The sequence below is a fragment of the Trichocoleus sp. FACHB-90 genome (genome assembly GCF_014695505.1).
GTDB lineage: Bacteria > Cyanobacteriota > Cyanobacteriia > Cyanobacteriales > FACHB-T130 > Funiculus > Funiculus sociatus.
In genome coordinates, this window is record NZ_JACJOK010000053.1 from 61,239 (window position 1) to 88,066 (window position 26,828).

General features: G+C 43.3%; 26 protein-coding genes and 1 tRNA gene. 15 read left to right on the forward strand and 12 right to left on the reverse strand.

What is annotated here, in order from left to right; translation table 11 throughout:
* Positions 1–390: 390 nt before the first annotated feature.
* From H6F74_RS15330 to H6F74_RS15355, 6 genes are all read right to left on the reverse strand, one after another.
* Positions 391–1,512, reverse strand: a complete 1,122-nt coding sequence (locus H6F74_RS15330; protein ID WP_190442561.1) for a DNA methyltransferase — start codon at positions 1,510–1,512, stop codon at positions 391–393.
* Positions 1,509–2,873 (reverse strand): DNA double-strand break repair nuclease NurA, encoded by a 1,365-nt coding sequence (locus tag H6F74_RS15335; RefSeq protein ID WP_190442562.1) that lies wholly within the window; start codon positions 2,871–2,873, stop codon positions 1,509–1,511. Before H6F74_RS15335 ends, H6F74_RS15330 begins: the two co-directional genes overlap by 4 nt.
* Positions 2,874–2,876: 3 nt before the next feature.
* Entirely contained in the window at positions 2,877–4,997 is a 2,121-nt protein-coding gene (locus tag H6F74_RS15340; RefSeq protein ID WP_190442570.1) for a DUF87 domain-containing protein, read from the reverse strand.
* 359 nt (positions 4,998–5,356) lie between these two features.
* A tRNA-Ala gene (locus H6F74_RS15345) sits at positions 5,357–5,429 on the reverse strand.
* Between the two features lie 46 nt (positions 5,430–5,475).
* Entirely contained in the window at positions 5,476–6,177 is a 702-nt protein-coding gene (locus tag H6F74_RS15350) for an HAD family phosphatase (protein WP_190442573.1), read from the reverse strand.
* Positions 6,174–7,064, reverse strand: a complete 891-nt coding sequence (locus H6F74_RS15355; protein WP_190442575.1) for a class I SAM-dependent methyltransferase — start codon at positions 7,062–7,064, stop codon at positions 6,174–6,176. Before H6F74_RS15355 ends, H6F74_RS15350 begins: the two co-directional genes overlap by 4 nt.
* A 241-nt stretch (positions 7,065–7,305) precedes the next feature.
* Here H6F74_RS15355 and H6F74_RS15360 point away from each other — a divergent pair, with 241 nt between their 5' ends.
* Together H6F74_RS15360 and H6F74_RS15365 are read left to right on the forward strand one after the other, a co-directional pair.
* Positions 7,306–8,487 (forward strand): RtcB family protein, encoded by a 1,182-nt coding sequence (locus tag H6F74_RS15360; RefSeq protein WP_190442576.1) that lies wholly within the window; start codon positions 7,306–7,308, stop codon positions 8,485–8,487.
* Positions 8,488–8,719: 232 nt separating this feature from the next.
* Positions 8,720–9,307, forward strand: coding sequence for a Uma2 family endonuclease (locus H6F74_RS15365; protein ID WP_190442578.1), 588 nt, complete (start codon positions 8,720–8,722; stop codon positions 9,305–9,307).
* Positions 9,308–9,453: 146 nt separating this feature from the next.
* Here the strand turns inward: H6F74_RS15365 and H6F74_RS15370 are convergent, their stop codons facing one another.
* Together H6F74_RS15370 and H6F74_RS31045 are read right to left on the reverse strand one after the other, a co-directional pair.
* Positions 9,454–10,440: a hypothetical protein gene (locus H6F74_RS15370; RefSeq protein WP_190442581.1), complete on the reverse strand. Its 987-nt coding sequence runs from the start codon at positions 10,438–10,440 to the stop codon at positions 9,454–9,456.
* Complete coding sequence (locus H6F74_RS31045) at positions 10,427–12,157, reverse strand: NACHT domain-containing protein (RefSeq protein WP_190442583.1); 1,731 nt, start codon at positions 12,155–12,157, stop codon at positions 10,427–10,429. Before H6F74_RS31045 ends, H6F74_RS15370 begins: the two co-directional genes overlap by 14 nt.
* Before the next feature lie 121 nt (positions 12,158–12,278).
* On the opposite strand from H6F74_RS31045, the gene H6F74_RS15380 reads away from it, so the two are divergent.
* From H6F74_RS15380 to H6F74_RS15390, 3 genes are all read left to right on the forward strand, one after another.
* Positions 12,279–12,458 carry a hypothetical protein gene (locus H6F74_RS15380; protein WP_190442585.1) on the forward strand — a complete coding sequence of 60 codons (180 nt, stop codon included), beginning with the start codon at positions 12,279–12,281 and terminating at the stop codon, positions 12,456–12,458.
* 160 nt (positions 12,459–12,618) lie between these two features.
* A complete protein-coding gene (locus tag H6F74_RS15385; RefSeq protein ID WP_190442587.1) occupies positions 12,619–12,837 on the forward strand; it encodes a type II toxin-antitoxin system HicB family antitoxin in 219 nt (72 codons plus the stop codon).
* 50 nt (positions 12,838–12,887) lie between these two features.
* A complete protein-coding gene (locus H6F74_RS15390; RefSeq protein ID WP_190442589.1) occupies positions 12,888–13,073 on the forward strand; it encodes a hypothetical protein in 186 nt (61 codons plus the stop codon).
* 73 nt (positions 13,074–13,146) lie between these two features.
* Here the strand turns inward: H6F74_RS15390 and H6F74_RS15395 are convergent, their stop codons facing one another.
* Positions 13,147–14,982 (reverse strand): M3 family metallopeptidase, encoded by a 1,836-nt coding sequence (locus H6F74_RS15395; RefSeq protein WP_190442643.1) that lies wholly within the window; start codon positions 14,980–14,982, stop codon positions 13,147–13,149.
* A gap of 412 nt (positions 14,983–15,394) precedes the next feature.
* On the opposite strand from H6F74_RS15395, the gene H6F74_RS15400 reads away from it, so the two are divergent.
* Positions 15,395–15,844: a response regulator gene (locus tag H6F74_RS15400; protein ID WP_190442590.1), complete on the forward strand. Its 450-nt coding sequence runs from the start codon at positions 15,395–15,397 to the stop codon at positions 15,842–15,844.
* Positions 15,845–15,854: 10 nt separating this feature from the next.
* On the opposite strand, the gene H6F74_RS15405 is transcribed toward H6F74_RS15400, so the two are convergent.
* A complete protein-coding gene (locus H6F74_RS15405) occupies positions 15,855–16,034 on the reverse strand; it encodes a hypothetical protein (protein WP_190442592.1) in 180 nt (59 codons plus the stop codon).
* A 445-nt stretch (positions 16,035–16,479) separates the two neighbouring features.
* Between H6F74_RS15405 and uvrC the strand changes: the two genes are divergently transcribed.
* From uvrC to H6F74_RS15430, 5 genes are all read left to right on the forward strand, one after another.
* The gene (gene uvrC / locus H6F74_RS15410; protein ID WP_190442645.1) at positions 16,480–18,360 is read left to right on the forward strand and encodes an excinuclease ABC subunit UvrC; all 1,881 of its coding nucleotides are present in this window, start codon (positions 16,480–16,482) and stop codon (positions 18,358–18,360) included.
* A 66-nt stretch (positions 18,361–18,426) separates the two neighbouring features.
* On the forward strand, positions 18,427–18,996 hold the full coding sequence (locus H6F74_RS15415; RefSeq protein ID WP_190442594.1) for a Uma2 family endonuclease: 570 nt from the start codon (positions 18,427–18,429) through the stop codon (positions 18,994–18,996).
* A gap of 66 nt (positions 18,997–19,062) precedes the next feature.
* Positions 19,063–20,082, forward strand: a complete 1,020-nt coding sequence (locus H6F74_RS15420) for an ABC transporter ATP-binding protein (RefSeq protein WP_190442596.1) — start codon at positions 19,063–19,065, stop codon at positions 20,080–20,082.
* Positions 20,083–20,191: 109 nt separating this feature from the next.
* Positions 20,192–21,079, forward strand: coding sequence for an ABC transporter permease (locus tag H6F74_RS15425; RefSeq protein WP_190442598.1), 888 nt, complete (start codon positions 20,192–20,194; stop codon positions 21,077–21,079).
* Between the two features lie 38 nt (positions 21,080–21,117).
* Positions 21,118–21,501, forward strand: coding sequence for a hypothetical protein (locus H6F74_RS15430; protein WP_190442600.1), 384 nt, complete (start codon positions 21,118–21,120; stop codon positions 21,499–21,501).
* 148 nt (positions 21,502–21,649) lie between these two features.
* On the opposite strand, the gene H6F74_RS15435 is transcribed toward H6F74_RS15430, so the two are convergent.
* Positions 21,650–22,090, reverse strand: coding sequence for a peroxiredoxin (locus H6F74_RS15435; RefSeq protein WP_190442602.1), 441 nt, complete (start codon positions 22,088–22,090; stop codon positions 21,650–21,652).
* A gap of 213 nt (positions 22,091–22,303) precedes the next feature.
* Here H6F74_RS15435 and H6F74_RS15440 point away from each other — a divergent pair, with 213 nt between their 5' ends.
* The 4 genes from H6F74_RS15440 (at position 22,304) to H6F74_RS15455 (ending at position 26,296) form a co-directional block, all read left to right on the forward strand.
* Positions 22,304–22,708, forward strand: coding sequence for an Npun_F0494 family protein (locus H6F74_RS15440; RefSeq protein ID WP_190442603.1), 405 nt, complete (start codon positions 22,304–22,306; stop codon positions 22,706–22,708).
* Between the two features lie 94 nt (positions 22,709–22,802).
* A complete protein-coding gene (gene cobQ, locus H6F74_RS15445) occupies positions 22,803–24,305 on the forward strand; it encodes a cobyric acid synthase CobQ (protein WP_190442605.1) in 1,503 nt (500 codons plus the stop codon).
* Positions 24,306–24,375: 70 nt separating this feature from the next.
* A complete protein-coding gene (locus H6F74_RS15450) occupies positions 24,376–24,615 on the forward strand; it encodes a 2Fe-2S iron-sulfur cluster-binding protein (protein ID WP_190425062.1) in 240 nt (79 codons plus the stop codon).
* Between the two features lie 28 nt (positions 24,616–24,643).
* The gene (locus tag H6F74_RS15455; protein ID WP_190442607.1) at positions 24,644–26,296 is read left to right on the forward strand and encodes a site-2 protease family protein; all 1,653 of its coding nucleotides are present in this window, start codon (positions 24,644–24,646) and stop codon (positions 26,294–26,296) included.
* Between the two features lie 62 nt (positions 26,297–26,358).
* On the opposite strand, the gene H6F74_RS15460 is transcribed toward H6F74_RS15455, so the two are convergent.
* On the reverse strand, positions 26,359–26,817 hold the full coding sequence (locus tag H6F74_RS15460; protein WP_190442609.1) for an SRPBCC family protein: 459 nt from the start codon (positions 26,815–26,817) through the stop codon (positions 26,359–26,361).
* Between the last annotated feature and the right edge of the window lie 11 nt (positions 26,818–26,828).

The window sequence follows — 26,828 nt, forward strand, 5'->3', positions numbered from 1 at the left end:
TATTGACAAATTAAGTGTCGTATTTCAGAAAATTGCCAAATTATATGTCCAAGTTTAGAAATAAAGATTATGATCATCTTTGACAAATTGTTTGTCGCTATCAGTGTAATGGCACTATGTTGCAATTACACACTATTGTTAAAATATGGCGACAGATAATGCTGATGCCTCTGGAATTGTGACGGAACTCTCACATGAGGCGAAACTGAAGCTATAAATTATCGAGAGTTTGCTTGAACCGTGCGATCGCCACCAGCTAAGTTTACTTTCTGAATGTCCCAACTGTGGGGCAAGGTTTAAGATTCCGGCTTTGTGGGCGGATGGTTGGTGTTAGAGGTGTTTTATGCCGTTTAAAAATATGGCTGACTTGCAAAAACCTTACTAAATATCTCAAGACTGCATAATAATATCAATTTCACCAGGTTTTTTTGATTTATCACCAAATAAAGCTGTTTGGGTATTCTTTTTATATGGTTGAGACACTATTTGAATAGATTTTTCTGGGAATACTTCACGCAATACTTCCAATGTAGTTTGTTTGGTAAAATCCCTAGCATCAGTTCTGACATATACTGTTGCTTTGCTATCCATAATTTCAGCACATTGGCTAAATACTTGTTCTAATAGTTCACAATATGCACTTTTAGATTCAAATCGATTTTGCCATTTATCACTAATCCAAACAGGCGTATCTGAACCACCAAGCATCCACAAACGTAGCCATTGGTCATAGTGGTAATTGGTTAGCTTGTAATATGGAGGAGATGTAAATAGAAGATTAAAAGGTTTTTGTATACTGCCCGAAACTTTATTTTTTAGCTTATCAATTAACAATGTACTATCTCCTAGTATAACCTTGCCATTTATCAAGTTAGGAATTCCTTTAGCATAACGCCATTCGACACGTTTTAGTAAATACTCAACTGGATCTATATCTGGAGGTGTTAACTGCTTTGTTTTCCACCAATTTATTGAATAATCTGGACTCATAGATTTGCCTTGGCGCATCTGATTTGATAGTGATTGATCTCTCCTTCCATGTAAGTGGACTAATATTATAGACATGAGCGTTGCATCAACTCTACTACTCTTCCAACAAAGTTCATCACGAGCCGTCAATAAATAACTCAATACCTTTGGCGAATAACAAAAATGAAAAAACTCAGGCAGAGCCTCTAATCGTTGCGTTTCAATAGAACTAGCTAAATTACCGAGATTTTTAATTTTTTTAATTACATTAACTTTTAATGCAGGTTTCAGTTTTACAAAACCATAAAGCCAACCGACAGGATTGATTTCAATACCAACACCTGAGCGTTCCATCGCTGCTGCTGCATAAACACTTGATGCACGACCTGCGAATGGGTCTATAATTGCATCTCCTAGTTTTGAATACTTTTCAACAACATGAAATGCAAACTCTTTAGGAAACATAGCGTAGTATGGGCCTAAACCAGACCATCTACCTATGGCTGTACTTAAGCTGAGTTTATCGGTAGCTTTACTAATCATTTTCCACTGTCCGCCATAAGTTCTTGTGCAAGCTTTTCTAAAACTTTATTGCCAAGACGGAGAGGAATAGCAGCTTCTGCATTTGCTGAAACTAAAGGAACCAGTGCATTAGGGAAACGAGAAGAAACCAACTTATCTAGAAGTCCTATCGCATCTGCAAGACGTGGATAAAGAGATTGTTCAGCTTGAGTTAAATCTCTATGTTGAGGAGCTAGAAAAGGTAAAGTTACTACAAGACGCGCTCCACACTTAGTTTTATAAAAAAGCTTGCGCCCAAAGTAAGTAGCATCACCATAAGGTCTTGTGCTATCCGAAAAAATAATATTTTGTTTAATGTATGAGTCTGTTAATAATCCAACTGATTGAGACGGAAAGTTTCCAAACCCACCATTTTCTTTTTTGTCCAAATTTTCAAAATGTTCTACAAAGGTTCCTGTTTTTTCTACTCCAAGGATAAGAATATCTTTTCCATCCGTAAATTGCTTGGCTACAGTATTAATTCGGCATAATTCCTGATATATAGCTTGACTAATCCATGCTGGTTGTCCAAAGACAGCTAATTGACCATCTAAGATAATTGCTAACCTACGTAAACTAGAAAGCCATTTTTTATACTCTAATGTTCTTAAAATATGTACCATCCACAATCGTTCCCAGACTTGCATTATTTCACCAAATATAGAACCATTAGTACCAGCAGGATTCATCCTTTCATGTATGCGTAAAGCATCAGTAGAATATAAAGAACGTGCTAGTTCACATGAGCAAGTATATTGACCATCCCCTCGCAAATAATCATTGTTTTGTGGACAATCTTCGTAAGGACATTTTTGAGTCCTATCTGTTATGGGTTTATACTTTAAAAGAGCCTCATAAGTATCTAGTAAAGATTCCCCATCTTCGGACATCTTTACTGAACTCAAAATTTCAAATATTGATTTTCTCAATGAGTCTTTAGCTGATTTCTCACCTTCACAAATCACATTACAACCTGGTAAAGCACAATCGATAGACTCTGCTTTTTCTATAGTTTTAAATTCTTTAGGATTTACGGGGCGCTGTTGGTCAAGCTTTTGCATCTTGGCAACGTCCAAAATTACCGAAGCTACTGTTACATAGGAAGCTTCTGCACCAGGAAAGCCATTTTTTATATCTACTTCGGCATGACTCCCATCAATTGCTATCAATAATTCTGGTATCCAATCGCCTGGTTTAATTTCTATTGGCTGGAGTATGTGTAGAGAGTTAGTGTTATCAGATGGAGTTCTAACTTTGTAGCTACCAAGTAACTTTTGAACACGTTCACTTTCTACAAGACGGCGTAAAGGTTTATATTGGGCGAATTCTCCTTCGTATGGCACTGTCTATACCTCAAACTTTTTAATTTGTACTGGAATAACAAAAAGATTACTTAGTGTTTTAACTCGAAGAAATCCTTTGTCTTGAGCGCGACGTATTGATGACTCAAAATCTTCAAAGTCATAGTATTTACGGAGTTCTCTAGTCTCGTCTGTATTATTAAGATGTCCAATAAACCAGTTTGCTGTATTCTTGAGAATATTCTTTTGGATACTACTAACTTCTTGAGTAGCATATACCATGCCAATGTGATATTTTGCTCCCTCTTTTGCCGTGCGTACCCAGACATCTTTCAAATCCATATCTGTACCTGCTGGCAAAAGGTTATGAGCTTCTTCCAAATAAACAATTATTTCAGGTATATTTTTTTCTCCTTGGCGAAAGAGGCTTTGGTTTTCACGAAAAATATGCCTCATTAACCTATCAGCAGATGATTTATTGATATCGGGTTCGCCACTGGATTGGTCAATAATTACTAATTTCCCGTCTTTCAAATGTTGATATATTTCCTCTGCATAATCAGTGGTTGTAGTACTGGTGTGCTGATTACGGACTTTGCCGATTTGCTTAGAACCGTTAGGACGAGTAAACATTTCAAGCAGTTTCTTTAAATCTTCATCTGCCCAAGGGTCTCCAGATGCTTGTTTGCGTTCTGTAATATACCAGTTCTCAAATTCCTGATATCTACTATTTTTATCACTCATAAAATTGTAAAGATACTCAAATGCTGTTGCCAACTCTGACCATGTAGGTTTTTCCTTCTGAAGAATTTTCGCGGCTGACTCGTAATTAGCATTTAAAACGTGTTTATTACCAGTATCATCTACTATTACTGCACTTCTTTCTAAAGCTGATATCAGTTCCTGATTAAATAACTTTTTAGTGTCCGGTTGAATATTGTTAGGAGGGTCAAAATCTGCTTTTTTTAGCAAAGCTCGGTAAACAAGTACACGACGTTTATATCTTGTCATAGCCCTGTAGTCATTTTCATCAGGGCGATCAAAAACTACCTGCCGAAAATTTTTAATGTATATTGAATCCCCACCAGCTAACGTAGCATCAATAATTTCTTTTCCTATTTGAAGATTTTCTTCAACGAAAAAATTCAAAAGCATCAACTTACGTTTTGGGTCGTTAGGATGACGCAAAATTCCATAGGTTACAATGTCTTCTTCTTTCCCAGAAGTATTAGACTTCCATACGTTCTTTATGGCTGAAGGGTTTTTTTGTTGATTCGTATCTTGTTCGTTTTCATTCGCATATTCACCATTTGGGTCAAAAACTATCTGACCAATGCGATGTGGGTGTTCAGTTGCAAATCTTAAATTAAAAACAGATTGAATAATGATTTTTGTAGTATTAGATTTCCCCGTTCTAGTCATACCAAATAAAGCTGTTTTTTGCCCAAGTAAATCTTCTGGGAGAAGCTCAACTTCTACATCTGACACACCCTGAAATGAACGATTAGTCGATGCGTACCGTATTTTACCTACAATAACTGATTGATTAGTTTGGTGTTGTTTACGCTCTGGCTCTCGATAATTGACTATAAGCGATAAAGCTTTGCTATTAGGTTTGTAAACTTTCAAACCTCTATTTGGATAGTAATTAGAAATATCACTGCCAAAACGCAACGCTAAAGAATCAACTTCTCCCATCTCAGATGCTTGATCTAAAAAGAAAGTACCAATGACTTTGCACTTAACACCAGCAAAAGACAAGAGATTATGAGTTTGTCCATCCATCATTCCTGGGCTGTCCCAGTGTGTATCTTCTCCACTCGCTCTCTGAGCGGCTTCCACTCTAACCCGTTCAGCTTCTGGAGCATTAGGAAGTGGAGCTGCATCCATAACACGTAAAAGCAGCACAGATGCGTCTTCAGTTTTGTAGTCAATAGATTCTTCAGGGGTAATACGAGTAGCAATGAGAAAGCTTAAGCTAGGAATTCCTCCTACTTGCTTGCGGTAATGATCGTGTATTTGAACTAAGGCAGTTTCGTAGCTAATGGAGTAAATCTCTCCCACATATTGGTTCGTTTGAATTATTTTTGTAAATATATCTTTCGCTGTTTTTTCAGCAGATTTATCTTGGTCTTCTTGAAATGCTTTTTCTAATTCTGAAGCCATACAGTTACAATTCCTCTTTTAGTACACAACTAAACGATTCATCAGAGAGTTTATAAGTTAAGCGTAACCTTTCTACTTTCGTAGTATTACCATTAAACTATTCCTAGATTCCATTCAGATTGATTAAAATTAACAGCCAACCCTTGAAACTTGCAATTATTTCTACCCCCTTAACCTGCTGACTACCTGCTGATAAATCACATCTAACCACACCGTAACAACTGGTTTACCTTCTACTACAGAAGCGATCGCATCTTCCCTTTCAAACTCCTCTAAGCTTAAATCCTTTAATTTGACAAAACGACACTAATTTGACAAGGATGACAAATAATTAGTCAATCGACAGCTGATGTTGTTAATGGAGAATAGCGGATTTGAACCGCTGACCTCTGCGGTGCGATCGCAGCGCTCTACCAACTGAGCTAATTCCCCTAATATAAACTTAAATTTTTGCCTTACCTATTCTAGCACTTTACTTTTAACCTGCGGTTGTCTGGGGTGTCGTGCGGGAAAATACTTGCTGCACCCGCTCCACTTCTAAGTCGGTAAAATAATCTACAGCCCAGTTAGTCCAACGCTGGAGCATATGAAACGGGTAAGTATGGGCTACTCCCACCACTTGCACACTAGCCGATCTCGCTGCTTGAATTCCGGCTGGGGTATCTTCAATCGCCAGACAATTAGAAGCTTTAAGGTTGAGGCGTTCTATCGCCAAGAGATACCCATCAGGTTCTGGCTTACTGGTGGTGATGTCGTCAGCAGCAATAATAACCGAAAAATGCTCAAGTAACCCGGTGCGATTTAACACCAATTCTACTTCAGTACGAAGGGCATCGCTGACAATAGCTAGTTTCACCTCATGTAGCCGCAGCTTTTGAATAAAGTCCTCTAACCCAGGATAAATTGGCAGTTCTTCCAACTTATCCAAAGCCTGCTGGTAGGCTTGCGCCTTGCGGTTCACCAATTGGGTTAAATAGCCGTCTCTGACTTCTCTGCCGCGATTTGTGAGAATCTGTTTTAGACAGGCGCGATCGCTTCTGCCTAAACAAAATTGCCGATATTCCCCTGGTTTTGAGCGCAGATTTTCCGAAATTAGAATTTCATCAATCAGACCCCGGTGAATTGCCTCATCCTTAATAATTACACCGTTAAAATCAAACAGAACTGCCTTCAAAGTCATGCCAATGTGCCATAAACCGGGATACCCAAGCCCGCCAAATCTTCATTATCAGCTATGTCAGCGATCGCTGTACGCCGGGAATTCTTAACTGCGATAGGTTTAACACCTTTAGTTAATTGGTGTATCGCCCACACATCCTGAGTTTGCACAGCTTCAAATCCTGCCGATCCCATCCAAGCATCGACGCTATCGGCGGCGTAAGCTCTAATATAAGGCTCCTCAAAAATTTCGCTCAACCAATCAACTTGGCGAATAGTTTTCTGATTCCCATCCAGTATTAAAACCTCTCCTCCAGCCTTCAGCAAGCGGAAACTTTCCCGCAGAATGGCACGCGATATCTCTGGCGGTGTCTCGTGAAACAACAGAGAAGCCGTTACCAAGTCAAAAGACGCATCGGGAAACCCCGTAGCTTCCGCACTACCATGCAGAAATTGAATATTAGCCCCAGCGTTTCTGGCTTTGTATTCAGACATTACCAGCATATAAGGCGATAAGTCTAAACCAATAACTTCCGCTTCCGGGAAAGCCTTTTTTAACATCAGAGTTGTGGAACCTGTACCGCAACCTAAATCCAGTATCCGTCGCGGTTGCCCAGAAATTGCATCAACCAAGCTTTGACGTATCCAGGCTTCGTTAGGCGGCAAAACATACTGGGTAATGGGATCGTAGGAAACTGCCGCACCAGGGGTAAGATAACCGCCCTCTATGCCGTGGAAGTTTTGACTACTGTAGTAAGAAGGATATTCTAAATTGGGATTGCGGAAGCGATCGCTCTCCTTTTGCCAATCAACGCTTTCATAAAAACGCCGTAACCCCTTCTCATCAATGAACATCCGAATCACAGGTGCTAAGAAGCGCTCATAGATTGAGTTCTTGCCAACCGCCATAGGATTTCATCCGGGTAATGTGAATACCAGAGGAGCATACCTCCTCTTTACGAATCTTAATGTAACTTATACCTCAGAACCTCTGCCTGCGGGTTGTCTCTAGGGATGACAAAACTGTATTTTATATGTAGCATGAAAGTAATATACAAATTTTGCCGCAGCTATCCCATCTGAGTCTGCTTTATTGACGGGACGTAACCTTGCGGCAATACGGATCTTTGTTTATAGTTGGCACACGTTTATGCCCTACGAAAAGTTAGAAATTTCGACTCCAAAGCCAGTGCTATCTTGGGCAAATCATGCCCTTGGTTCTGATGAAACCAAGATGGCAAAGAATGTCGCATCCCTACCATTTGTTTTTAAGCACGTAGCGCTAATGCCAGATGTTCACCTTGGCAAAGGTGCCTTGGTGGGTTCTGTAGTGGCTACTAAAGAAGCAATTATGCCCGCTGCTGTGGGCGTGGATATTGGTTGCGGGATGATGGCAATTAAAACCCCATTTACCGCTGAACAATTGGAGGGAAAGCTAAAGCAAATTCGTCTGGATTTAGAAGCAGCGATTCCTGTTGGTTTTAATGAAAATAAAGATGTTGAAAAAGCAGTTTTAAACTGGCAGGGTTGGCGAGATTTCAAGGAACTACATTCAGGTGTACAACGCCTAGAAAGTAAAGCCATGAAACAGATGGGTTCTCTCGGTGGCGGGAATCATTTTATAGAAGTTTGTCTGGATACCGAGAACTCTGTTTGGTTAATGTTGCACTCTGGTTCGCGCAATATTGGCAATATGCTGGCACAAAACCATATTGGCACGGCGAAGGAACTAGCGAAACTAGCAGGCGATCGCTTACCCGATCCAGACTTAGCTTACTTTGTCGCTGGTACACCAGAATTTTCCACCTACTGGCACGATTTACAGTGGGCGCAAGACTACGCCCGTTTCAACCGCGATGTGATGATGGCGCGTTTTAAGCGGATTGTGGAAAAGCATCTCGCTGGTGGTAAGCAGACTAAACCTCTGCTGTCAGTGAACTGTCACCACAACTACGCCGAAAAAGAAGTGCATTTTGGCGAAGATGTCTATGTGACTCGTAAAGGTGCAGTCCGGGCGCGTGAAGAAGATTATGGCATTATTCCTGGTTCAATGGGGACAAAATCCTTCATTGTTAAGGGGAAAGGTAATGCTGAAAGTTACTGTTCTTGCAGTCACGGCGCTGGACGTTTGATGTCTCGAAATAAGGCTAAAAATGTCTATACATTGGATGATTTGATTCAGCAAACAAATGGTGTAGAGTGCCGCAAGGATGAGGGCGTTTTGGATGAAATTCCTGGTGCTTATAAGCCGATTGAGCAAGTCATGGCTAATCAAGCGGATCTCGTTGAAGTTGTGGCGACGTTGAAGCAAGTTGTCTGTATTAAGGGTTAGTTTATGTAGGGTGGGCATTGCCCACCTTTTTTGTTTTTTAATGCAAAGGTACGCAGAGGTTAACGCAGAGTTACGCAAAGTTTAATTAACTTAAAATGTAATTTGATAATTTTCTAAAAATTAGTAAGAATCATATTTTTATATAGGTATATTTTAAAATATAATTTGAGAAAGATTGAGTTAAGGCTTCTCGTCTCATCAAAAAAGCTTTTACGGGGAAGTGATAGAAACTATGATTGCTATTCAACAATTTAACCAGATGACTCCCCAAGAGTACCTGGAATGGGAACCCATTCAAGAAATTCGCTATGAGTACATTGATGGGGAAGTCTTTGCCATGACTGGGGGGACGAAGCCCCACAACCGAATCGCCCTCAACTTAGCAACTGCTCTAGATAGCCATTTACAAGAGAGAGGCTGCGAAGTCTATATTGCAGATGTTAAGGTGCAAGCCTCTGAGAATGGCCCCTATCATTACCCTGATGTGGTGGTGACTTGCGACCCTAGAGATCGAAACTCTAATCAGTTTGTTCAGTATCCTTGTCTAATTGTAGAAGTGCTTTCGCCTTCTACAGAAGCTTTTGATCGGGGTGGGAAATTTGCCCGATACCGTCAGATGGAAACTTTACAGGAGTATGTGCTGATTCAGTCAGAACAGATAGGGGTAGAGTGCTTCAGGCGCAATGAAGAGGGTTTGTGGGTGCTTTATCCCTACGAGTCTGGAGATACGTTCACTCTGGAAAGTGTCGGACTTTCTCTAAGCGTAGATGCTGTATATCGACAAGTTAGATTTGAATCTACTGAGACAGAGGCATCTTGAAGTATATGCAGGGCGCGATCGCAACTTTGACGACTTCGGTACTTGCGTGCGATCGCGAGTTCTAGTGGGGTCATGCGGTTTCTCCTTCCGCCTGTAAAATTTCGCTTCAGTAACGATTATTCTGGTGCGTGCAATTGCCAAAGAATTCATAACCCGCCGCTATTTGGGTAAATCGGTTTAAAGACAGTTACAAAAACTCTGTAGATAATTAGTGTTAATAAGCAGCCAAAAAAGAGAGTTGTAAAGCAGTAAAGAAAGAAATTTGTAAAGAATGAAAAAACGATCCTTCCTGACAAAATGAGTTTGCCCTTGCCATTGTGCCATTTACGCTTTTCGATTTCAGCAATGGGTAACAACAATGTTTCTTGAATTTCCTTTTGCACTTCTGGACTAGCATTACTTTCCTTTAAGCAATATACTAATAGTTTATTCGCGGCGTAATAGTTATTCAACAGCTGTTTCTGTTCATCGCTGAACTGCCAGTCAAGCTTCAGATTTCGATACTTAAATAACCAGGAAGTTAGCCTTGACTTCCATTCTTTTAAATCTTCTTCATAAAAATAAACATTTGATTCTTTTCCCTTAGTAACTCTAGTAAAAATATTGGTAAAATCTATCATTTTTTCCAGAAAATCCTTATCTGATTCTCGGATTAGTAAAGCAATCGCTTGACGTGCATATTCTTTTTGTACCGCTTCCATCTTACAAACAAGCGCAAGATTTCGATCTACTACTATGTCTACAGCAGGCGATGTGTCAACCTGATTTACCAAGCGCTTAAAATTAATTTGAGGAAATCTGCTATATGCTGGCTCCCTTGACTCAATCTCGTAAACCCACCTTGCAACAGGCTGGCCATTATCCCATAACTCCCTGAACTGATTGGCTATTCCTCGAACTTCATCGATATCTTTATCGAGATTACTGTCGAGCATTCGAGATATTTCACGATTAACGCTTGTCCCTTCAACAATGTCACAATAGAATGCCCTTAGCGCAGATTCTTGATAGGGAGAACCAAGTGATGCTGTTTTTTCATGCAACCATACTAGAAAATGTTGAATTTTCTCATCTTCTTTAATAGATTCATCAATTTCCTGCTTCATTGCTTGCACGTACTCATCCTTGTTCATTTCCTTTGATCTCCGCAATTAGAAGAAATACTTCATACCAACGTTTTTCAAAACGATACTTCTTCAATCGTTGTGTCATCTCTGAATGATTTAATTTATCAGCCTTTAACGCAGTAAAATATTCATGGAAAGTCAGGTGTGAGAATGACCAATAACCTGCGGAGCGTTCGATCAGCAGTCCGGTTTCTGTCTCAAACGCTTTCAAAATTCTTGTAGCAACAGAACGCTCAACCACAAAGTAGTCTCTAATGAACTTTTCTAAAGTTTGCTGCTCTGGGAAATAGTCATTTTTCTCAAATAGCGTTAGTGCAAGTTCTGCCAAAAATTCCTCTTTGACATCAATAGTTAATCTCTCATCAATGGGTGTTCGTTTCAGCCGCTCTAATAAATGACGCATCCCTTTTTCATAAAGCTGAAATCGTTTTTTCGGTAGGTTGCCTTGCTCATCCCGAAACACTGCACAAATCAAATTCAGCAGTACGGGTGTAATCGTGAGTTCTGCAATAGGGTTGTTTTCTTCTGCTCGAAGTTGCTGCTGTAACTGGGGTGCAAGCGATGCCTGAGAACCTGAATCCACGATTTTGAACCACTTATCCACAAAGCGATCGACCTGTTCCGGTGTAAAGTCAGCTACTTCCACATCCGTAAAACCGTCCAGTTCTTGCTGGCTTTGGGTTCGGCAGGTGATGACCAATCGGTTGCTTTTGTACCCAAAATCCCGCACGGCATCGATGGCATTTTCTAAATCCTCTGGAGGCACTTCATCCAAACCATCCAGCAACACCAACGAGCGTCCGTGAGTTAAAATCTTTTCTGCACTGGCGCGATCGCATCCATTCCACTGCTCTGCCAATAACAACCTTAAATAATCCAACAAATTCCAGGACTGCGTTCTGCGTGCCTCTTCCGCAAACTCCCGCAACGTCACAAACAGCGGCACTAAATCAGCAAATAACTCTGTCTTTGATTGAATACACTCGACTGCTAACGATTTGAGAAACGTTGTCTTTCCTGCTCCCGGTTTACCTACCACCATCAATTTTCGGTGTTCTTTGACGACTGGGATCGCAGCCTTTCGTTCCTTTTTAACCTGGCTCAAACCCAGGCGATCAAACTCCTCACGATTGTTTGGGTCAAACTCCTGCCGCAAGTCGGAAAAATGTGAACAACTCAATTGTTCAAACACATTCAGGTCAATGTAGATTTCGTTCACTGGCACAGATCGATTCACCGACAACATCTTCATTGTGCCAATGGGACTATCTGAGGCAGTGATGAAAGGCAGGAGGCGCGATCGCACCTGCTGAACCAAGGCATCAATATCAGCTTGCCCGTTCCCGCGTGTCTCTCCTTGTTCTACAACTGGCTGTTGAGTATACTGCCATTCTGGAAAACGAGACTCCCAGAGCCATTTATACGCTTGCTCCCACGGACTTTGACCTTTGGGCGCTCTCCCTCGTGTCTTCTGCCCATCAATTGGGCAACCATTCTTCTCCAAGGCTTTGCAGATTCTCGCTAATTCATCTTGGAGTTTCTGAGCGCCATCTACTGGTTTATTGTTCCATGCAATAAAACTCACCAGTGTCAAATTTTCTCTATCAGCATTTTCTCGGCTAAAACGTGCCAAGAATGCCGCCAGTGAATCGCCTGTCAGGTTTAGCTGGAGGGCGATCGCCTCTAAAAACTGTCGTTCTGTCGCTCTAAGCTGAGAATCCACTCCGCGCCAGCCCTCATCACCGATTTATTTCTATTTGCTTCTCTATTTATTGGCAATTTTTCTTCGATTTGACAACTCCTAATCTCAAAAGTATCAAAACCTTAGCACTTAGGAGTCGCGAATGAAGCCCTCTAACCAAAAGAAATGGCTCAAAGTAATCGAGTTTGCCGTAGTGGGTATTGCCACTTGGCTTAATCCCAATGCAGGATTTCTGCTCTTTCTGCTGCAATGGTGCTTTCAAATCTTGGCAGCGTTGCAGAAGGAAGAGCGGGATAAGACAGATAATAGCGATCGCACATGAGAGTATCGGGCGAGAGAGTAATCACGAGGCGATCTCTCCCCCGATACTCAACTCCAAATTCGTTGGGCGATCGCAAAGATTTCGGCAAACAGCGCAACACAACAATTCCCTTAGTACAGTTATTAAGTGAACGGGAAGAGTTAAGGGAGGACGAGGATTCATGAATCGATACAGCATGGTTATTCAGTGGTCAGATGAAGACCAACTTTTTCTAGTCACAATCCCAGAGTTTTGCGATCGCGTTGTCATGCCTTGCACTCACGGCAAAACTCGTGAGGAAGCAATTCTTTACGGTGAAGAAGTGATTGAAATGTACTTGGAAGCATGGCTTGCCGAAGGTGAATCCATCCCTGAACCCAGCACACTTCAAATTGCCTGATTACCATTTTAAAACTCTTACTCTATAGTCAGTTCACCCAACTTGAGAACGTGACCCAGGTTGAAAAACAAAAGAAACAAACCGATACTCATTGCTGTAAACACTCAGTTACTTGCGGGACGCTAACACCAGAATCAAGGCGTTGTCAGTGGGAGCGATCGCAAGTTGTCATAAAATCCGTTATCAAATTCCTCAGTACGTTTGAAAAGACTTTCTTAGCCTTCAGCATTACTTGAAAGGAGGCTTGAGCCTCCTAAACTACGCTACCAGGCTGAGCCTGGTAGCGAGAAATACGAGAAATTTCGGCGATTAAAGCGTTGCTTGCAGCTGATCTAAAAGACCCTCAACATAAGTCAAAGCACCGCTAATTGTAGCTGGATCTTCGATGTCTATTCCCACATACTTGCGTAACGCTTCCACCTGATTCATGCTTCCTCCTGCTGCTAATAGATCCAAGTAGCCAGGAATAAAATCTTTGCCTACCTGAAGATATTTTTGGTAACAAGCGAGACTGACAATGTTGGAAGCTGTGTATTGATAGCAGTAGAACGGTTTAAAGTAGATGTGGCCAATCCGCGCCCAATCATACTGGTGTTCGGGTAATATTTCCACTGTATCACCGCAGAGTTCGCGGTAAAGTTCCGTCCACTTTTCGTTAACAAAATTGTGGTCAAAACTACCTTCGACAGCGCGTTCGTGAATTGCCAATTCTAAGCGGCTAATTGTGCTTTGGCGGAATAGCAAATTTAGCTGATCTTCCAATTGCCGAGTTATTAGCGATCGCTTAAGTTTTTCGTCGTCGCCAGCGGTTTTCAGCAAGTAATCCAACAACAGCAATTCATTAAAGGTTGAGGCAATTTCTGCCAGCACCATTGGCGGATTACTGTTAAAATAGGTTTGGCGATCGCCTATCCAGGCAAAGTGCAAGCCATGCCCCATCTCGTGCGCTAAGGTAAACAGAGAGTTGTAATCTTCTGTGTAAGAAAGCAACAAGTAACTGTGCTTACCATGAGTGTAGGAGCAGAAGGCACCGCCGCGCTTACCGGGACGCACTTTGGCATCCACCCAGTTTTTAACGAAAAATTCTTCTGCCCGTCGAGCATAGTTGATGTCAAACTGTTCTAAAGCAGAGAGCAGGGTTTCTACACCATTTTTGTACTCAATTGGCGCAGCCTGGTCGTCGCCATCTGTCCAAGGTGCATAGATGTCGCAAATGCGGATTTCTTGATTCAGCGATTTTGCTTTGAGCTGGTAGTATCGTTGGAACAGATCAAAACGCGATCGCGTTCCTTCCATAATCGCCCGAAACACAGCCTCCGAGACTTCATCCGCCAACAGTTGTTTGTGCAACGTCGAGGCGTGCGATCGCATCTGACTTTCCAGCCGATGATCTTGCGTCACAGTGTTTAAAATATAGCCATACAGCAAGTTGTGCTGCTGCATCACTTTCCGCACCGACCGATAAGCGTTGTAGCGCACCTCAGATGAGGGATGAAACAGTAATGCACCCAGTTCCGCCTCGGTATCAGATGTTTTTCCCTCTGGCGTGGTAACAGGTTCATACTCCTGCTCGCCGAGATGAATAGAACGCAATTGAATAAACGCTTGCCGACCTGTTAAACTATCTTGATTACGGGTTTGCTCGACTTCTTCAGAAAGTTTGTGAGGGCGATATTGGGCGATCCGATCTAAGTAGTGGCTGTAGGTAGATAAGGCTGCTGATCCCTGCAATTCGCTAAATTTAGCAGCGTCTAAATCCTGCAATTCTAGGTCAAAAAACAGCAGTTGGTTTTCAATTCCAGTTAAGGCTTCTCTCACCTTATCTAGAAATTGCTTCGCCTCATTGTTGCGCGTATCCGCTGAGAAAACCAGAGAAGGGAAGGCATAAAGATAACCAGATTTTTCTGCCAATGCTTCTAGCTGTTGCAGGCATTGCGCCAGTTCTTCCGGTGTCAGGGAACTGACTTTTCCCCGGTAATTTTGCCTAAACTCGGTTGCATCCTGCTGGAGTACCTGCAAATCTTGCGCCAGATGGGGATCGTCAAAGCCTTTGTAGAGGTCACAAAGATTCCACTCTTGAGGGCTATCTAGCTGGTCTAAAGTGGTAAGTGCTTTAGATTCATTGGCATTAGAAGACGATTGCACCAAAGCCAAAGTTAAACTCCTTTAGAAAATGTGGTTGAAAAATGCTTTGAAGAATGTAGTTACTTGTCTATTTTATCCAAATTGATTTCAACCTTGCTGCGAGTAGGTTAGAGTTCTTCTGTTTTGGATAATTTCCTTAGCCAATAAGTAGGCGGACATAATTAAATAGTGCATACCGTATCTTCCCCATTGCCTATCACTAAGCAAAGTGTGAGCAATACCTATCCTAGAGATGCGGGCTATGGGAAAAGATTAGTTTCTGAGGCAAATTGAGTTTTTAATACATTTTAAACTCAATTTTAATATAATTTTTTATTTTAATAGATTTTTAAGGAAACCTCAGGTACAATAAATCAAAATTATTTTGTTAATGCTCATATAATTTTCAGCAATCCTTCACAGCTAACGTATCATGAGCAGCGAAACACAAAGTTCAACGACCAACCAGGAATTAAACTCCAGCGCCTCCGCAGCTGCCAAGCGAATTTTGATCGTTGAGGATAGTCCCATGAATCGAGAGTTGCTGAATGACTACCTGGGATATCTGGGATACGAAGTTTTCGCATTGGCAGAGGGATCGGGCTTTTTTCAGGCGCTGGTTGACTTCCAACCTGAATTGATTTTGCTAGACTTGAAGTTACCGGATATCGATGGTTATACCATCCTTCAACAAATCCAAGAAGGGACAGAGTGGCTGCACATTCCTATAATTGTTGTTTCAGCCTTTGCTTTTCAAGTAGACAAAGAAAAAGCTCTTAGATTGGGCGCCCGTCGCTTTATCGTTAAACCTGTAAATATCGTTGATTTGAAGCAAGCCATACAAGAAGAACTCCAGATGGGGAGTTTAGAGGCTTCTTGTTAGGTGGGGCAATTCATTCAATTTTATTATTGTTAATATATTCCTCCACGGTTCTGCTGAGAACTTGTATGGAGTGGCTGATTTCTCCAACCTGAGTTTCGACTCGCGATAATAAGAAAACAACTGTTTGCAGTTGATTGAGGGTTTCATCCATAGCGTTTCGGTAGTTAGCCTCAAACTCTTCTAATTTCATGACTTTGACCTGGAGTGCAAGGTAGTGAATAAAGAAATAACTTAGCTATATCAGCATATCAAACAACAAAAATAATTTAAATTATTCCAGATAAAAATCTTATGAATCACTAGAAATTTATCTGGAAGAGTAATTGCTTTATCGAATCTTTAAAATTGATCTAAAATTAGGTTATAGGGAATACAAAAATATTGCTAGTTGCGAAATATTACTGAGATTTTTACTTTTTTTGAATGCCTAGCGTGAAATGCTACTGAAGTGCGAAATCGCCCTTGCGAGATTTTACTGATATAGCGATCGCGCTACCCTTTTCTCAAAGACATATTCCAGTTAAAGACTACTGCTTTCAAGGAGTGCTTTGTTTATGACAGATCCGCAAATGCTGAGGGATGGGAACGAGTTATCCCCCGCTACAACTCAAAGCGGTTATGTCTCGTCTGCTGGAATGACCCCAGCGGGGAAAACATTGCCGCTAGTCAAAGATCCAGAACGGTTGGAGAATCGCCTGAAGGAGATTCCGCCAGAACCGGGAGTCTATATCATGCGGGATGGGTGCGATCGCATTCTCTACATCGGCAAATCGAAGAAGTTGCGATCGCGCGTTCGTTCCTATTTCCGAGACTCTCAGAAATTAAGCGATCGCATTGCGATGATGGTACGCCAGGTTGCCGAGATTGAATTCATCGTCACCGACACCGAAGCCGAAGCCTTGGCGCTAGAGGCAAATCTTGTCAAACAGCACCAACCTTACTTCAATGTACTCCTAAAGGATGATAAAAAATATCCCTACGTACTGATCACCTGGTCAGAACAATATCCCCGTATTTTCATCACCAGGAATCGGCGCATAGGTAAAAAAGGAGACAAGTATTATGGGCCTTACACTGATGCAGGACTGTTGCGAAATATCCTGCGAGTAGCCAAGCGAATATTTCTGCTGCGACAACGACCGCAACCGCTATTTACAGATCGTCCTTGTCTAAATTACGACATCGGGCGCTGTCCTGGTGTCTGTCAACAACTTATTTCCCCAGAGGAATACCATAAAACAGTGCAAAAAGTAGCAATGGTGTTCCAGGGACGCACTGGCGAATTAATTGACATCTTGACAGCGCAAATGGAACAAGCGGCGGCGGAATTAAACTTTGAGGCGGCGGCGAGGAAACGCGATCAGATTGCGGGGTTAAAGTCGCTGACAGCTGACCAAAAAGTGTCTTTGCCAGATGATACCGTTTCGCGGGATGCGATCGCTCTGGCCGCTGACGAAAAACACGCCTGCATTCAATTGTTCCAGATTCGGGCGGGAAAACTGGTGGGACGTTTAGGCTTTGTTGCTGAGGCGGACTCAGGAACTCCGGGAGCAATTTTGCAGCGAGTTTTGGACGATCATTACCAAAACGCTGAGTCTGTGGAAATCCCCACAGAAATTCTAGTGCAGCATGAATTGCCAGAAGGCGAGATGCTGGGGGAATTCTTAACGGAACGCAAAGGGCGAAAAGTTAGTATTCTCGCGCCGCAGCGCCAAACTAAGGCAGAATTGGTTGAGATGGTGGAGCGCAACGCCCAACACGAACTGGCGCGGATGCAACGAGTAGGCGATCGCAACGAACAAGCGATGCAAGATTTAGCAGCGATTCTGGATTTGCCAGATTTACCTCACCGCATCGAAGGTTACGACATTTCCCACATCCAAGGGTCGAATGCTGTAGCGTCGCAAGTAGTGTTTATTGACGGCTTGCCCGCAAAGCAGCACTATCGCCACTATAAAATTAAGAATCCCACTGTTACATCTGGTCACTCTGACGACTTTGCTAGTCTTGCGGAAGTCATTGGGCGGCGTTTTCGCAAGTATGCTGAAGATCCACAATTACAACGAGTGGGAAATTCAGATTGGCCTGATGTGGTGATGATTGACGGTGGAAAAGGTCAGCTTTCATCGGTTGTCGCTGTTTTGCAAGAGATGAATTTGATGGAAGATTTGCGAGTCGTGAGTCTTGCTAAACAGCGAGAAGAGATTTTCTTACCTGGTGAATCTTTACCACTTCAGACAGATGCGGAACAACCGGGCGTGCAACTTTTGCGGCGATTGCGGGATGAAGCGCACCGTTTTGCTGTCAGTTTCCACCGTCAGCAGCGAAGTGATAAGTTAAGGCGATCGCGTTTGGATGAAATTCCGGGCTTGGGTTTCCAACGACAAAAGGAACTTTTGGCGCATTTTCGCTCGGTTGATTATATCCGGGAAGCGTCACCAAAGCAGCTGGCTGAGGTTTCCGGTATTGGCCCGCGTTTGGCTCAGGAAATATACGATTATTTTCATCCGGCTTAATACGAACCGCAGAGGCGCTGAGGAAAGAGATAATTTTGGTGAGTGTTGCGATTGGGGTAGGTTGTTATGGCGAATGCAATTTTAACTACAACCTCTGTTGTCTCTTTGGAAGATGAAACTGGGGTTTTCTCTCTGGAAGATTTTATGCGAAATCCGCCTGATGGTATGGAATGGGTGGATGGTCAACTCGTCGAGAAAAATGGGATGACGCTAGAACATAGTGAAATTCAGGCTAATTTAGCTTTTTATTGGAAAAGTTACGCGATTTCCAGTGGACAAGGCGGAAAAGTCTATACCGACGTGCCATGTCGCACCCACAAACAGGGTCGTCGTCCTGATGTAGCTTATCTCACACCGGAACTGGTAGATCAGTTTGACAATACTGACGTTTTGCCGCAGAGTTTCCCGCTAGTTGCTGAAATAGTTTCACCGACTGATTTAGCTCTTGATTTGTTTGCTAAAGCTAGGGAATATCTCCAGTCTGGTTGCGACGAAGTTTGGCTGGTGTTCCCTGAGAATTGTTACATATTTGTGATACCTCACCCGCAGCGGTTGTGGTTTGCTGCGGGTGAGGTGGCTAGTACCCAAAAGGTTCTACCAGGCTTTAGTGTCGCCATTGATGAACTATTGGCTTAATCCCTGCATCCTTCGCCCGTTAGAATAGAAATAAAGATTGTTTAGATTTGTAAAATTGGGACATCTATGGCTCCCGCTGTTTTAATCGAAAAGCTCGCCAAACGCTACGGTTCAGTAGAAGCCGTTAAAAACGTTTCTTTTCAGGTCGAACCTGGTGAAATTTTTGGTCTTCTAGGGCCAAATGGTGCTGGGAAAACTACGACTCTGCGTGTCTTGTGTACCTTGACCAAGCCTGATGCTGGCAAAGTTGAGGTATCTGGCATCTCGGTTATGGATAATCCTAGAGCGGCAAGGGCTAGACTAGGTTATGTGGCTCAGGAAGTGGCGCTGGATAAAGTGCTAACTGGGCGGGAAATGCTACAACTGTCCGCTGCACTTTACCACCTCCCCGGTGCGGTCGCGAAACAGAGAATTGAAGCGGTGCTGGGTTTACTGGGATTGCATGAATACGCCGATAAAAAGACTGGTACTTACTCTGGCGGTTTACGCAAGCGTCTAGATTTGGCAGCTGGGTTGTTGCATCAGCCGGATGTCTTGGTTTTAGATGAACCGACGGTGGGATTGGATATTGAAAGCCGTGTGGTGGTTTGGGACTTTTTACGCCAGCTGCGGGCGAGTGGTACATCTGTGTTAATTACCAGCCATTATTTAGAGGAAATTGACGCGCTGGCGGATCGGGTGGCGATTATTGACAAAGGTGTGGTAATTGCCTCTGGAACGCCGTCTGAGTTAAAGGATAAAGTAGGAGGCGATCGCATTACTCTCCGCATCCGCGAGTTTTCCCCGATCGAGGAAGCCCAAAAAGCCAAAGATATGTTAATATCTTTACCTTTTGTGCAAGAAGTAATTATCAATGGCGCTCAAGGTAACTCTCTAAATTTAGTGGTGAAGCCACAAAGTGACGCTTTGATAACGATTCAGCAATCATTACAATCAGCAGGCTTACCGACTTTTGGCATTGCCCAAGCTAGACCTAGTTTAGATGATGTTTACCTGGCTGCTACGGGTAAAACTTTGATGGATGCTGAACTTGCAGCATCTGCTAGCCGCGATCCCAAGGCTGAGAAGAAACAAAATATGCGATAGGTTTAGATTTTACATCAAGGCATAGCTTTGATATCTCGTTCCCAGTCCGCAGGCCAGGAAAGAGGTTTGGGAGGCTCAGCCTCCCGACAATTATCATAGGGAGATTCAGATGAGTAGTACGTTAACGCCTCCAAAACCTGACATTCGTTTGCAGCCACAAACCCCTAGTCAACCAGTTGCATCCAGTTTGTTTGGCGATTTTATTCAAGAAACTCTGGCTTTAACAAAGCGTTTGTTTATACAGTTGCAACGCCGTCCCTCAACTCTAATCGCTGGGATAATTCAACCGCTGATGTGGTTAGTTTTGTTCGGGGCGCTGTTTCAAAATGCGCCTCAAGGCTTGTTTGGTAATAGTCTCAGCTACGGACAATTTCTCGGTGCTGGAGTAATTGTTTTTACCGCCTTTGCGGGAGCGCTGAATGCTGGTTTGCCAGTAATGTTTGACCGAGAATTCGGGTTTCTTAACCGTTTGTTGGTGGCTCCTCTAGCTTCCCGATTCTCGATTGTTGCGGCTTCAGCTATTTACATCATCGCTTTGAGCTTTATCCAAACGGCTGTAATTGTTACAGCTAGTGCTTTGCTTGGTGCAGGGTTGCCAAATATACTGGGGTTGAGCGCGATCGCTCTAATTGTCTTCCTGCTCGTTGTCGGCGTAACTGCTTTAAGCCTTGGTTTGACTTTTGCTTTACCCGGTCACGTTGAGCTAATTGCGGTAATTTTTGTTACTAACTTGCCGCTACTATTTGCCAGCACTGCCCTCGCTCCCTTGTCATTCATGCCCAAATGGTTGCAGATAGTTGCTACCCTCAACCCCCTCAGCTACGCAATTGAGTCAATTCGCTACCTATATCTTCATAGCGACTGGGGACTCGGTAGTGCGGTAATGCAGGCTCCGTGGGGGACTGTAACTTTTGGGGCAGCTCTGCTAGTGCTTATCGGTTTCGATGCTCTAGTATTACTAGCAATTCAACCCCTGCTGCGTCGCCGCTTTGCTTAACGTACAATCATGAGTAGCGTGTTATACCCCAAATTGCCATGAAGATAAAAACCCAGCTGGTTTTCGGTGTCCTTGCTGGCATGGGAGTCCTCTCTTGCCTGCTGCCTCAAGCAACATTAGCTCAATCAACTCTAACTCCACCAGGGGAAGTAAAACCTTCAGATACCTTCCAAAACGAGCAAAATACAGATCCGTTTTCTCGAAGTGACAATGGAAGTTCTTTCGGTGTTTTAGACTTAATTCATCGAGCCACGCTGGGCAATCCTCGCGATTTGAATGAGTATTCTATCGAACAGCGTCAAAACATAAATACTGCCGCCGATGAGTTTAGGCGTATACAATTAGAGCGGCTTCGCAATCAAAATCAAGCTTCCCCGAACAATCAGGCAAACCCAGTTACAAATACACCAACGCAGAATTAATCTTTTAGCAAACTGTGTAGGAACGAAACCTAACAAATGATTTTGGGTGCTGGGTTTCGTTCCTCTAACCCACTTACAACTGCAAATAAAAAAGGGGCATAATAAATGCCCCTTTTTTATTAATTGGTTAGCTTACCTTGCACTCAGCTTAAGAAGCAAGTGCCGCTAAAATATCACTCGCGTGAGAAGCAGTATTAACGCTGGAATCGACATGAATAATCTTGCCGCCACCATCAATAACATAGGTTACGCGCTGGGCATAACCACTGCTACCTTCAACGTCATAAGCTTTGATAATGCTGCCATCAACATCTGCTAGTAGGGGAAAAGGCAGATTGAATTTCTCGGTGAATTTCTGGTGCGAGTTCTCATCATCTTTGCTGACACCCAGCACTACAATATTTTTGCCCTGATAGTCTGTATAGGCATCCCGAAAACTGCAAGCTTGTTTGGTGCAGCCTGGAGTATCGTCTTTGGGATAAAAATACAGAATTACCGTTTTCCCCGAAAAATCAGATAGAGAAACGGTGTTACCGTTGGTGTCTTTGGCTGTGAAGGCAGGTGCCATCGTACCAACTGCTAAAGCCATAGATTCTGTTTCCTTCTGGGTTACGATCGTTTAAGCCATAAGATTTTACAATATTTTACGATCGCGCTTGGGTTAGGTTAAGGTAGTTGACGGCAGTAAGTCTCAGGCTACAAGAAAAAACCACTCTCCGCAGACTGCAAAAATAAGTCAATGTAAAAAGGGCATTGGCAGCGATCGCTACTTTAAATTTCCTGCTGTTTACTGGTATTGACTATGAATTCTGTTGCAGCGAAAAGCTCCCCCGCAATTCAGTATTCCCCTCAAAGTATAAAAAGGGCCGAACGGGCGATGCGTTGTTCTCCCTTCCTGCTGCCTTTGTTTGCGGCGATGCGTTCTACAAGCGTTCCTTTGGGAGCAATCGTTTCTTCAGGTGTGCAGCACCAATACACCCGCAAGCCATTGCGCGAGTTAGGCGCAGAAAATTACCTATCTTGGCTGATCCAGGTGGGCATTCTGCGACGAGAAGTGGATGGACAAGGCATCACGGATAGCTTCCGCCTCACGCCCTTGGGACGCCAACTGGTAGAAAACTGGGAGAAACAGGGAGGTGTAGTGCCTGCTCCGTCTTTAAGCGATCGCTTCTATAATGCGTTAAATCGTTGGTTTCGACTGTTTTGAATTGTCAGTTGCCAGTTTTCTAATCACTCCTGGCTCCTAACTGATAACTCGTAACTCCTAACTGATAACTCGTAACTCCTAACTGATAACTCGTATGAAAGCCATTATGGTTGTGGGGACAACTTCCCACGCAGGAAAATCACTAATAACTGCCTGCCTGTGCCGGATTCTATCGCGGCGCGGTTGGCGGGTTGCTCCCTTCAAGGCGCAGAATATGGCGCTCAATTCCTACGTGACACCCACCGGAGGAGAAATTGGTTATGCTCAGGCAGTGCAAGCTTGGGCATCTGGGGTGACACCTTGGGTAGAGATGAACCCGATTTTACTCAAGCCCCAAGGGGACATGACTTCGCAGGTTATTATCAAGGGTAAAGCCGTCGGGGTAGCGGGTGCCGCAGAATACTACGAGCAGTATTTTGACATCGGTTGGCAAGCAGTTGAAGAATCCCTGCAACGTCTCTCGGAAGAATTCGATCTGCTGGTGTGCGAGGGAGCAGGTAGCCCCGCAGAAATTAACCTCAAGCACCGCGACATGGCTAATATGCGGGTGGCAAAGCATTTAAACGCCGCAACTATGCTGGTGGTGGATATCGACCGGGGCGGCGCTTTTGCCCATGTGGTGGGGACTCTGGAGTTGCTAGAACCAGAGGAACGGGCGCTAATCAAAGGTGTTGTCATAAATAAATTTCGCGGACAGCGATCGCTTCTAGACTCCGGCATCACTTGGCTGGAAAAACGCACTGGCATTCCCGTTGTTGGTGTGATTCCCTGGATAGACAATGCTTTCCCCGCTGAAGATTCTTTAGACTTGTTCGACCGTCGCACCACCAAGACTCAAAGCGATCTCACTATTGCCGTTATCCGCCTTCCCCGAATTTCTAACTTCACCGACTTCGACCCCCTAGAAGCCGAACCCAGCGTCACGGTAAAATACCTTAGCCCCAAAGATACCTTGGGACATCCGGATGCCGTAATTATTCCCGGTTCCAAAACCACCATCGCTGACTTGCTGGTTCTGCAAAAAACTGGCATGGCACAGGCAATTCAAAATTATGCAGCAGCAGGTGGCACTATTCTGGGAATCTGTGGTGGTTTCCAGATGCTGGGCAAATTTCTCGCCGATCCAGAAGGAATTGAAGGAGAAACGGGACGCTTTAAAGGTCTGGAATTGTTACCTGTAAAAACCGTCCTCACAGCCCAGAAAATCGCCCGCCAGCGACTTGTAACTTCTAACTATCCTCAGTCTGGTTTACCAGTTACAGGTTACGAAATCCATCAGGGACGCACCCGGCTGCTGGAATCGGAAGAAATAAACCCAGCCTCTGCATACGCACAAAAACACTCCTTCTGCAAACCGTTATTTGACGATCCTAATTTGGGAATTGTCGATGCGAATCAATCAGTTATCGGAACTTATCTGCACGGTATTTTTGATAATGGCCCTTGGCGACGCTCCTGGTTAAATAATCTGCGGCAGCAGCGGGGACTTCCGTCTCTCGCCACAGGAGTTGCTAACTACCGCGAACAGCGAGAAGCAGTTTTGGACTCGCTAGCAGATGCGGTTATGGCTCACCTGGATTTGAACTTATTTTTGTAGTCCTAACTTATTAGTTATTAGCTATTAGCTAATGGCTTTTCAACAATTAGCAATCCTTCAATTAGCGACTATGAGTATCCGCGTACATTTTTTACCTGATGATGTTACGGTTGACGCTAAGGCAGGAGAACCGTTATTACAGGTAGCAGAGCGGGCTGGGGTGTTCATTCCCACTGGCTGCCTAATGGGTTCGTGTCACGCCTGCGAAGTGGAGGTCGAGGGCAAAGATACCATCTGTGCTTGTATTACGGCAGTCCCGGCAGGGAGCGAGCAGTTAACTATCAATCTCTACGTTGATCCCGCCTGGTAGCAAACCGGACACAAGGTTGGGGAAAAAAATGGAATATTTACTTTACGGATTAGCAATCTATTGTTTGCTGATAATAGGACGCTATTTGATTATTTTTCAGCGTCTTTTGGGTTTGACTCTTCAGTACATCAACTACGATTTTACAGATAAAGACCAGATACCCGTCTATATTAGAGATTTATTTGAGATTCCCTTGCTAGAACTTGAACAATTAGACTTTAGGTTCTGTTGCTATTTGAACGTCGCTCAAATGACGTATCTGGATGCCTCGAAGACTTGGCAAATGCTTCTATATAACGAGGAGTTTAAGACATTTGCCAGTGTAGATATTCGTAGTCTACCCGAATCGGTTAAGCTTTTCACTATTAATTTTTTCACCTTTTTGGAAGATAATATCCTGCTACAAACAATGAATGGGCAGGCTTTCGGTGTTATTGGAAAGATACCGAATACAATTCTTCAAGATCCTTATGTTGTGGAAACACAACAGCAGTGGCAAGTTCATAAAACTAAGCTGGAATTGACGAAAACGCCCCAAAAAATGTCTCCAGAGAAATTTATAGAGACATTGCGATCGCATCATGCTGCCTACCTCGACAGTCTGGTAAAATTAGGCGAATTGTCACCAATCAAAAACACGCAGCTATTTGAACTCAAAGGGCTTGCAGCTTTCAAAGCAGCCGTCAAAATGGGACGGGAAAGCAACAAGTATACTAATCTTCTCAAAAAGTGGACTTCCAAGGCAAAAATAAATCCCTCTGTCACCGTAGAAATTCCTGAACAGGTGGAAGTTGAGGGATTTCGTCGGATGGAACGCATAGAACGGGGACGCACCAGAAAGGGGATAAAGTCCTGGTTGTTGCTTGGTAGTTTGGCAGTGTTTGCTGTTTCCTTTATACCGTTTTTCGACTTGCAGACACTGCTTATCCTCATCGCTGTGCTATTTCTCCACGAAATGGGTCACTTTTTGGCGATGAAAGCGTTTGGTTATAAAGACACCTCGATTTTCTTCTTACCCTTATTCGGTGCTGCTGCTACCGGACGCAAAGATGATGCTACGCTGCCAGAAAAAGTGATGGTGTTGTTGGCAGGGCCCGTTCCGGGGATAATCTTAGGGAGTGCGATCGCTTTGGCAATTCCCGATTCTCTCCAACGCTCTTTAGGGTTGCACGAGGCTATCGGCTTGCTGATGATCATCAATTACTTCAATTTACTGCCTATATTGCCCCTGGATGGCGGACGTATCTTAGATTTACTAATATTTTCCCGCCATCCTTACACAGATGTTTTCTTCAAACTTTTCGCAGTTGGTCTTCTGGTTTTTGTAGGCGTGAGTTTGGGTTCGGCGAGTGCGATTTTTATTTTCCTGGGATTGCTAATTGCCTTCACCATTCCTGCTAGTTTCCGCAGCGCCAAAATCTTGAGAAAACTGCGGCGAGAACTACCACAATCAACTAACGATTCTGATAGTGTACTGCTGGCTATTTTCCGCACCCTTAAAAAGTCTGGCTACGGTTCCCTACCTTTTGCTCAAAAATACAAAATGGTAAAAGATATCGCCCAACGCTGTGGTGAATCCCATTCTAATTGGAACAGCAGGCTGTCTTTATTAAGCGTGTATTTGGTGTGTTTGGTTGGTGGTTTGATACTTGTAGGTATCAGCTTTGTACCAGTTCGTTAACTATCAAAACATTTCGGTTAAGAATTCCTAGGGCTGGTTTTCGTTCTCCGAAGCCAGCCTACTCAATTTCCTGATGACGATTTAGCTTGATATTGGATAGCATATTCTCGAAAACGATCTAAATCAGCTTGGATAGTTGATTCAACAGCCCGCCCTAGAAATAGATTATCTACCAGCTTGCCAAGCCAGCCCGGAATACCGTAAGCCACGGTCAGTTTAACGATACTACTATCCTTGCGATCGTAAAATCGAATCGCACCCCGATTAGGTAAACCATCAACAGATTCCCACTGAATAATCTGATTTGGTTCCATTTTCACAATCCGGGCTAACCAGCTGAATTCTAATCCACCAGTCGCTAGCTTCCAGCGAGATAGAGTTGGATCTTCCTCCAAAACCTTAACAGAATCAATCCACTTCATCCAACGCGGCATCTGTTCCAAATCAGACCAAAGATTCCACACCTCATCAATAGGAATTGGAACTTCTACCTGCACACTATGCTCTAACCAATCTGACATTTATTTTTCTA

Excerpts from the sequence above, each read along its gene's own strand:
- H6F74_RS15370 (WP_190442581.1), bottom strand. The coding sequence starts at position 10,440 with ATGAACAAGGATGAGTACGTGCAAGCAATGAAGCAGGAAATTGATGAA.
- H6F74_RS15385 (WP_190442587.1), top strand. The coding sequence starts at position 12,619 with ATGAATCGATACAGCATGGTTATTCAGTGGTCAGATGAAGACCAACTT.
- H6F74_RS15460 (WP_190442609.1), bottom strand. The coding sequence starts at position 26,817 with ATGTCAGATTGGTTAGAGCATAGTGTGCAGGTAGAAGTTCCAATTCCT.
- H6F74_RS15330 (WP_190442561.1), bottom strand. The coding sequence starts at position 1,512 with ATGATTAGTAAAGCTACCGATAAACTCAGCTTAAGTACAGCCATAGGT.
- H6F74_RS15440 (WP_190442603.1), top strand. The coding sequence starts at position 22,304 with ATGAATTCTGTTGCAGCGAAAAGCTCCCCCGCAATTCAGTATTCCCCT.
- H6F74_RS15435 (WP_190442602.1), bottom strand. The coding sequence starts at position 22,090 with ATGGCTTTAGCAGTTGGTACGATGGCACCTGCCTTCACAGCCAAAGAC.
- H6F74_RS15425 (WP_190442598.1), top strand. The coding sequence starts at position 20,192 with ATGAGTAGTACGTTAACGCCTCCAAAACCTGACATTCGTTTGCAGCCA.
- H6F74_RS15360 (WP_190442576.1), top strand. The coding sequence starts at position 7,306 with ATGCCCTACGAAAAGTTAGAAATTTCGACTCCAAAGCCAGTGCTATCT.
- H6F74_RS15365 (WP_190442578.1), top strand. The coding sequence starts at position 8,720 with ATGATTGCTATTCAACAATTTAACCAGATGACTCCCCAAGAGTACCTG.
- cobQ (WP_190442605.1), top strand. The coding sequence starts at position 22,803 with ATGAAAGCCATTATGGTTGTGGGGACAACTTCCCACGCAGGAAAATCA.
- H6F74_RS15340 (WP_190442570.1), bottom strand. The coding sequence starts at position 4,997 with ATGGCTTCAGAATTAGAAAAAGCATTTCAAGAAGACCAAGATAAATCT.
- H6F74_RS15455 (WP_190442607.1), top strand. The coding sequence starts at position 24,644 with ATGGAATATTTACTTTACGGATTAGCAATCTATTGTTTGCTGATAATA.
- H6F74_RS15430 (WP_190442600.1), top strand. The coding sequence starts at position 21,118 with ATGAAGATAAAAACCCAGCTGGTTTTCGGTGTCCTTGCTGGCATGGGA.
- H6F74_RS15380 (WP_190442585.1), top strand. The coding sequence starts at position 12,279 with ATGAAGCCCTCTAACCAAAAGAAATGGCTCAAAGTAATCGAGTTTGCC.
- H6F74_RS15405 (WP_190442592.1), bottom strand. The coding sequence starts at position 16,034 with ATGAAATTAGAAGAGTTTGAGGCTAACTACCGAAACGCTATGGATGAA.
- H6F74_RS15355 (WP_190442575.1), bottom strand. The coding sequence starts at position 7,064 with ATGGCGGTTGGCAAGAACTCAATCTATGAGCGCTTCTTAGCACCTGTG.
- uvrC (WP_190442645.1), top strand. The coding sequence starts at position 16,480 with ATGACCCCAGCGGGGAAAACATTGCCGCTAGTCAAAGATCCAGAACGG.
- H6F74_RS15350 (WP_190442573.1), bottom strand. The coding sequence starts at position 6,177 with ATGACTTTGAAGGCAGTTCTGTTTGATTTTAACGGTGTAATTATTAAG.
- H6F74_RS15400 (WP_190442590.1), top strand. The coding sequence starts at position 15,395 with ATGAGCAGCGAAACACAAAGTTCAACGACCAACCAGGAATTAAACTCC.
- H6F74_RS15450 (WP_190425062.1), top strand. The coding sequence starts at position 24,376 with ATGAGTATCCGCGTACATTTTTTACCTGATGATGTTACGGTTGACGCT.
- H6F74_RS15415 (WP_190442594.1), top strand. The coding sequence starts at position 18,427 with ATGGCGAATGCAATTTTAACTACAACCTCTGTTGTCTCTTTGGAAGAT.
- H6F74_RS15420 (WP_190442596.1), top strand. The coding sequence starts at position 19,063 with ATGGCTCCCGCTGTTTTAATCGAAAAGCTCGCCAAACGCTACGGTTCA.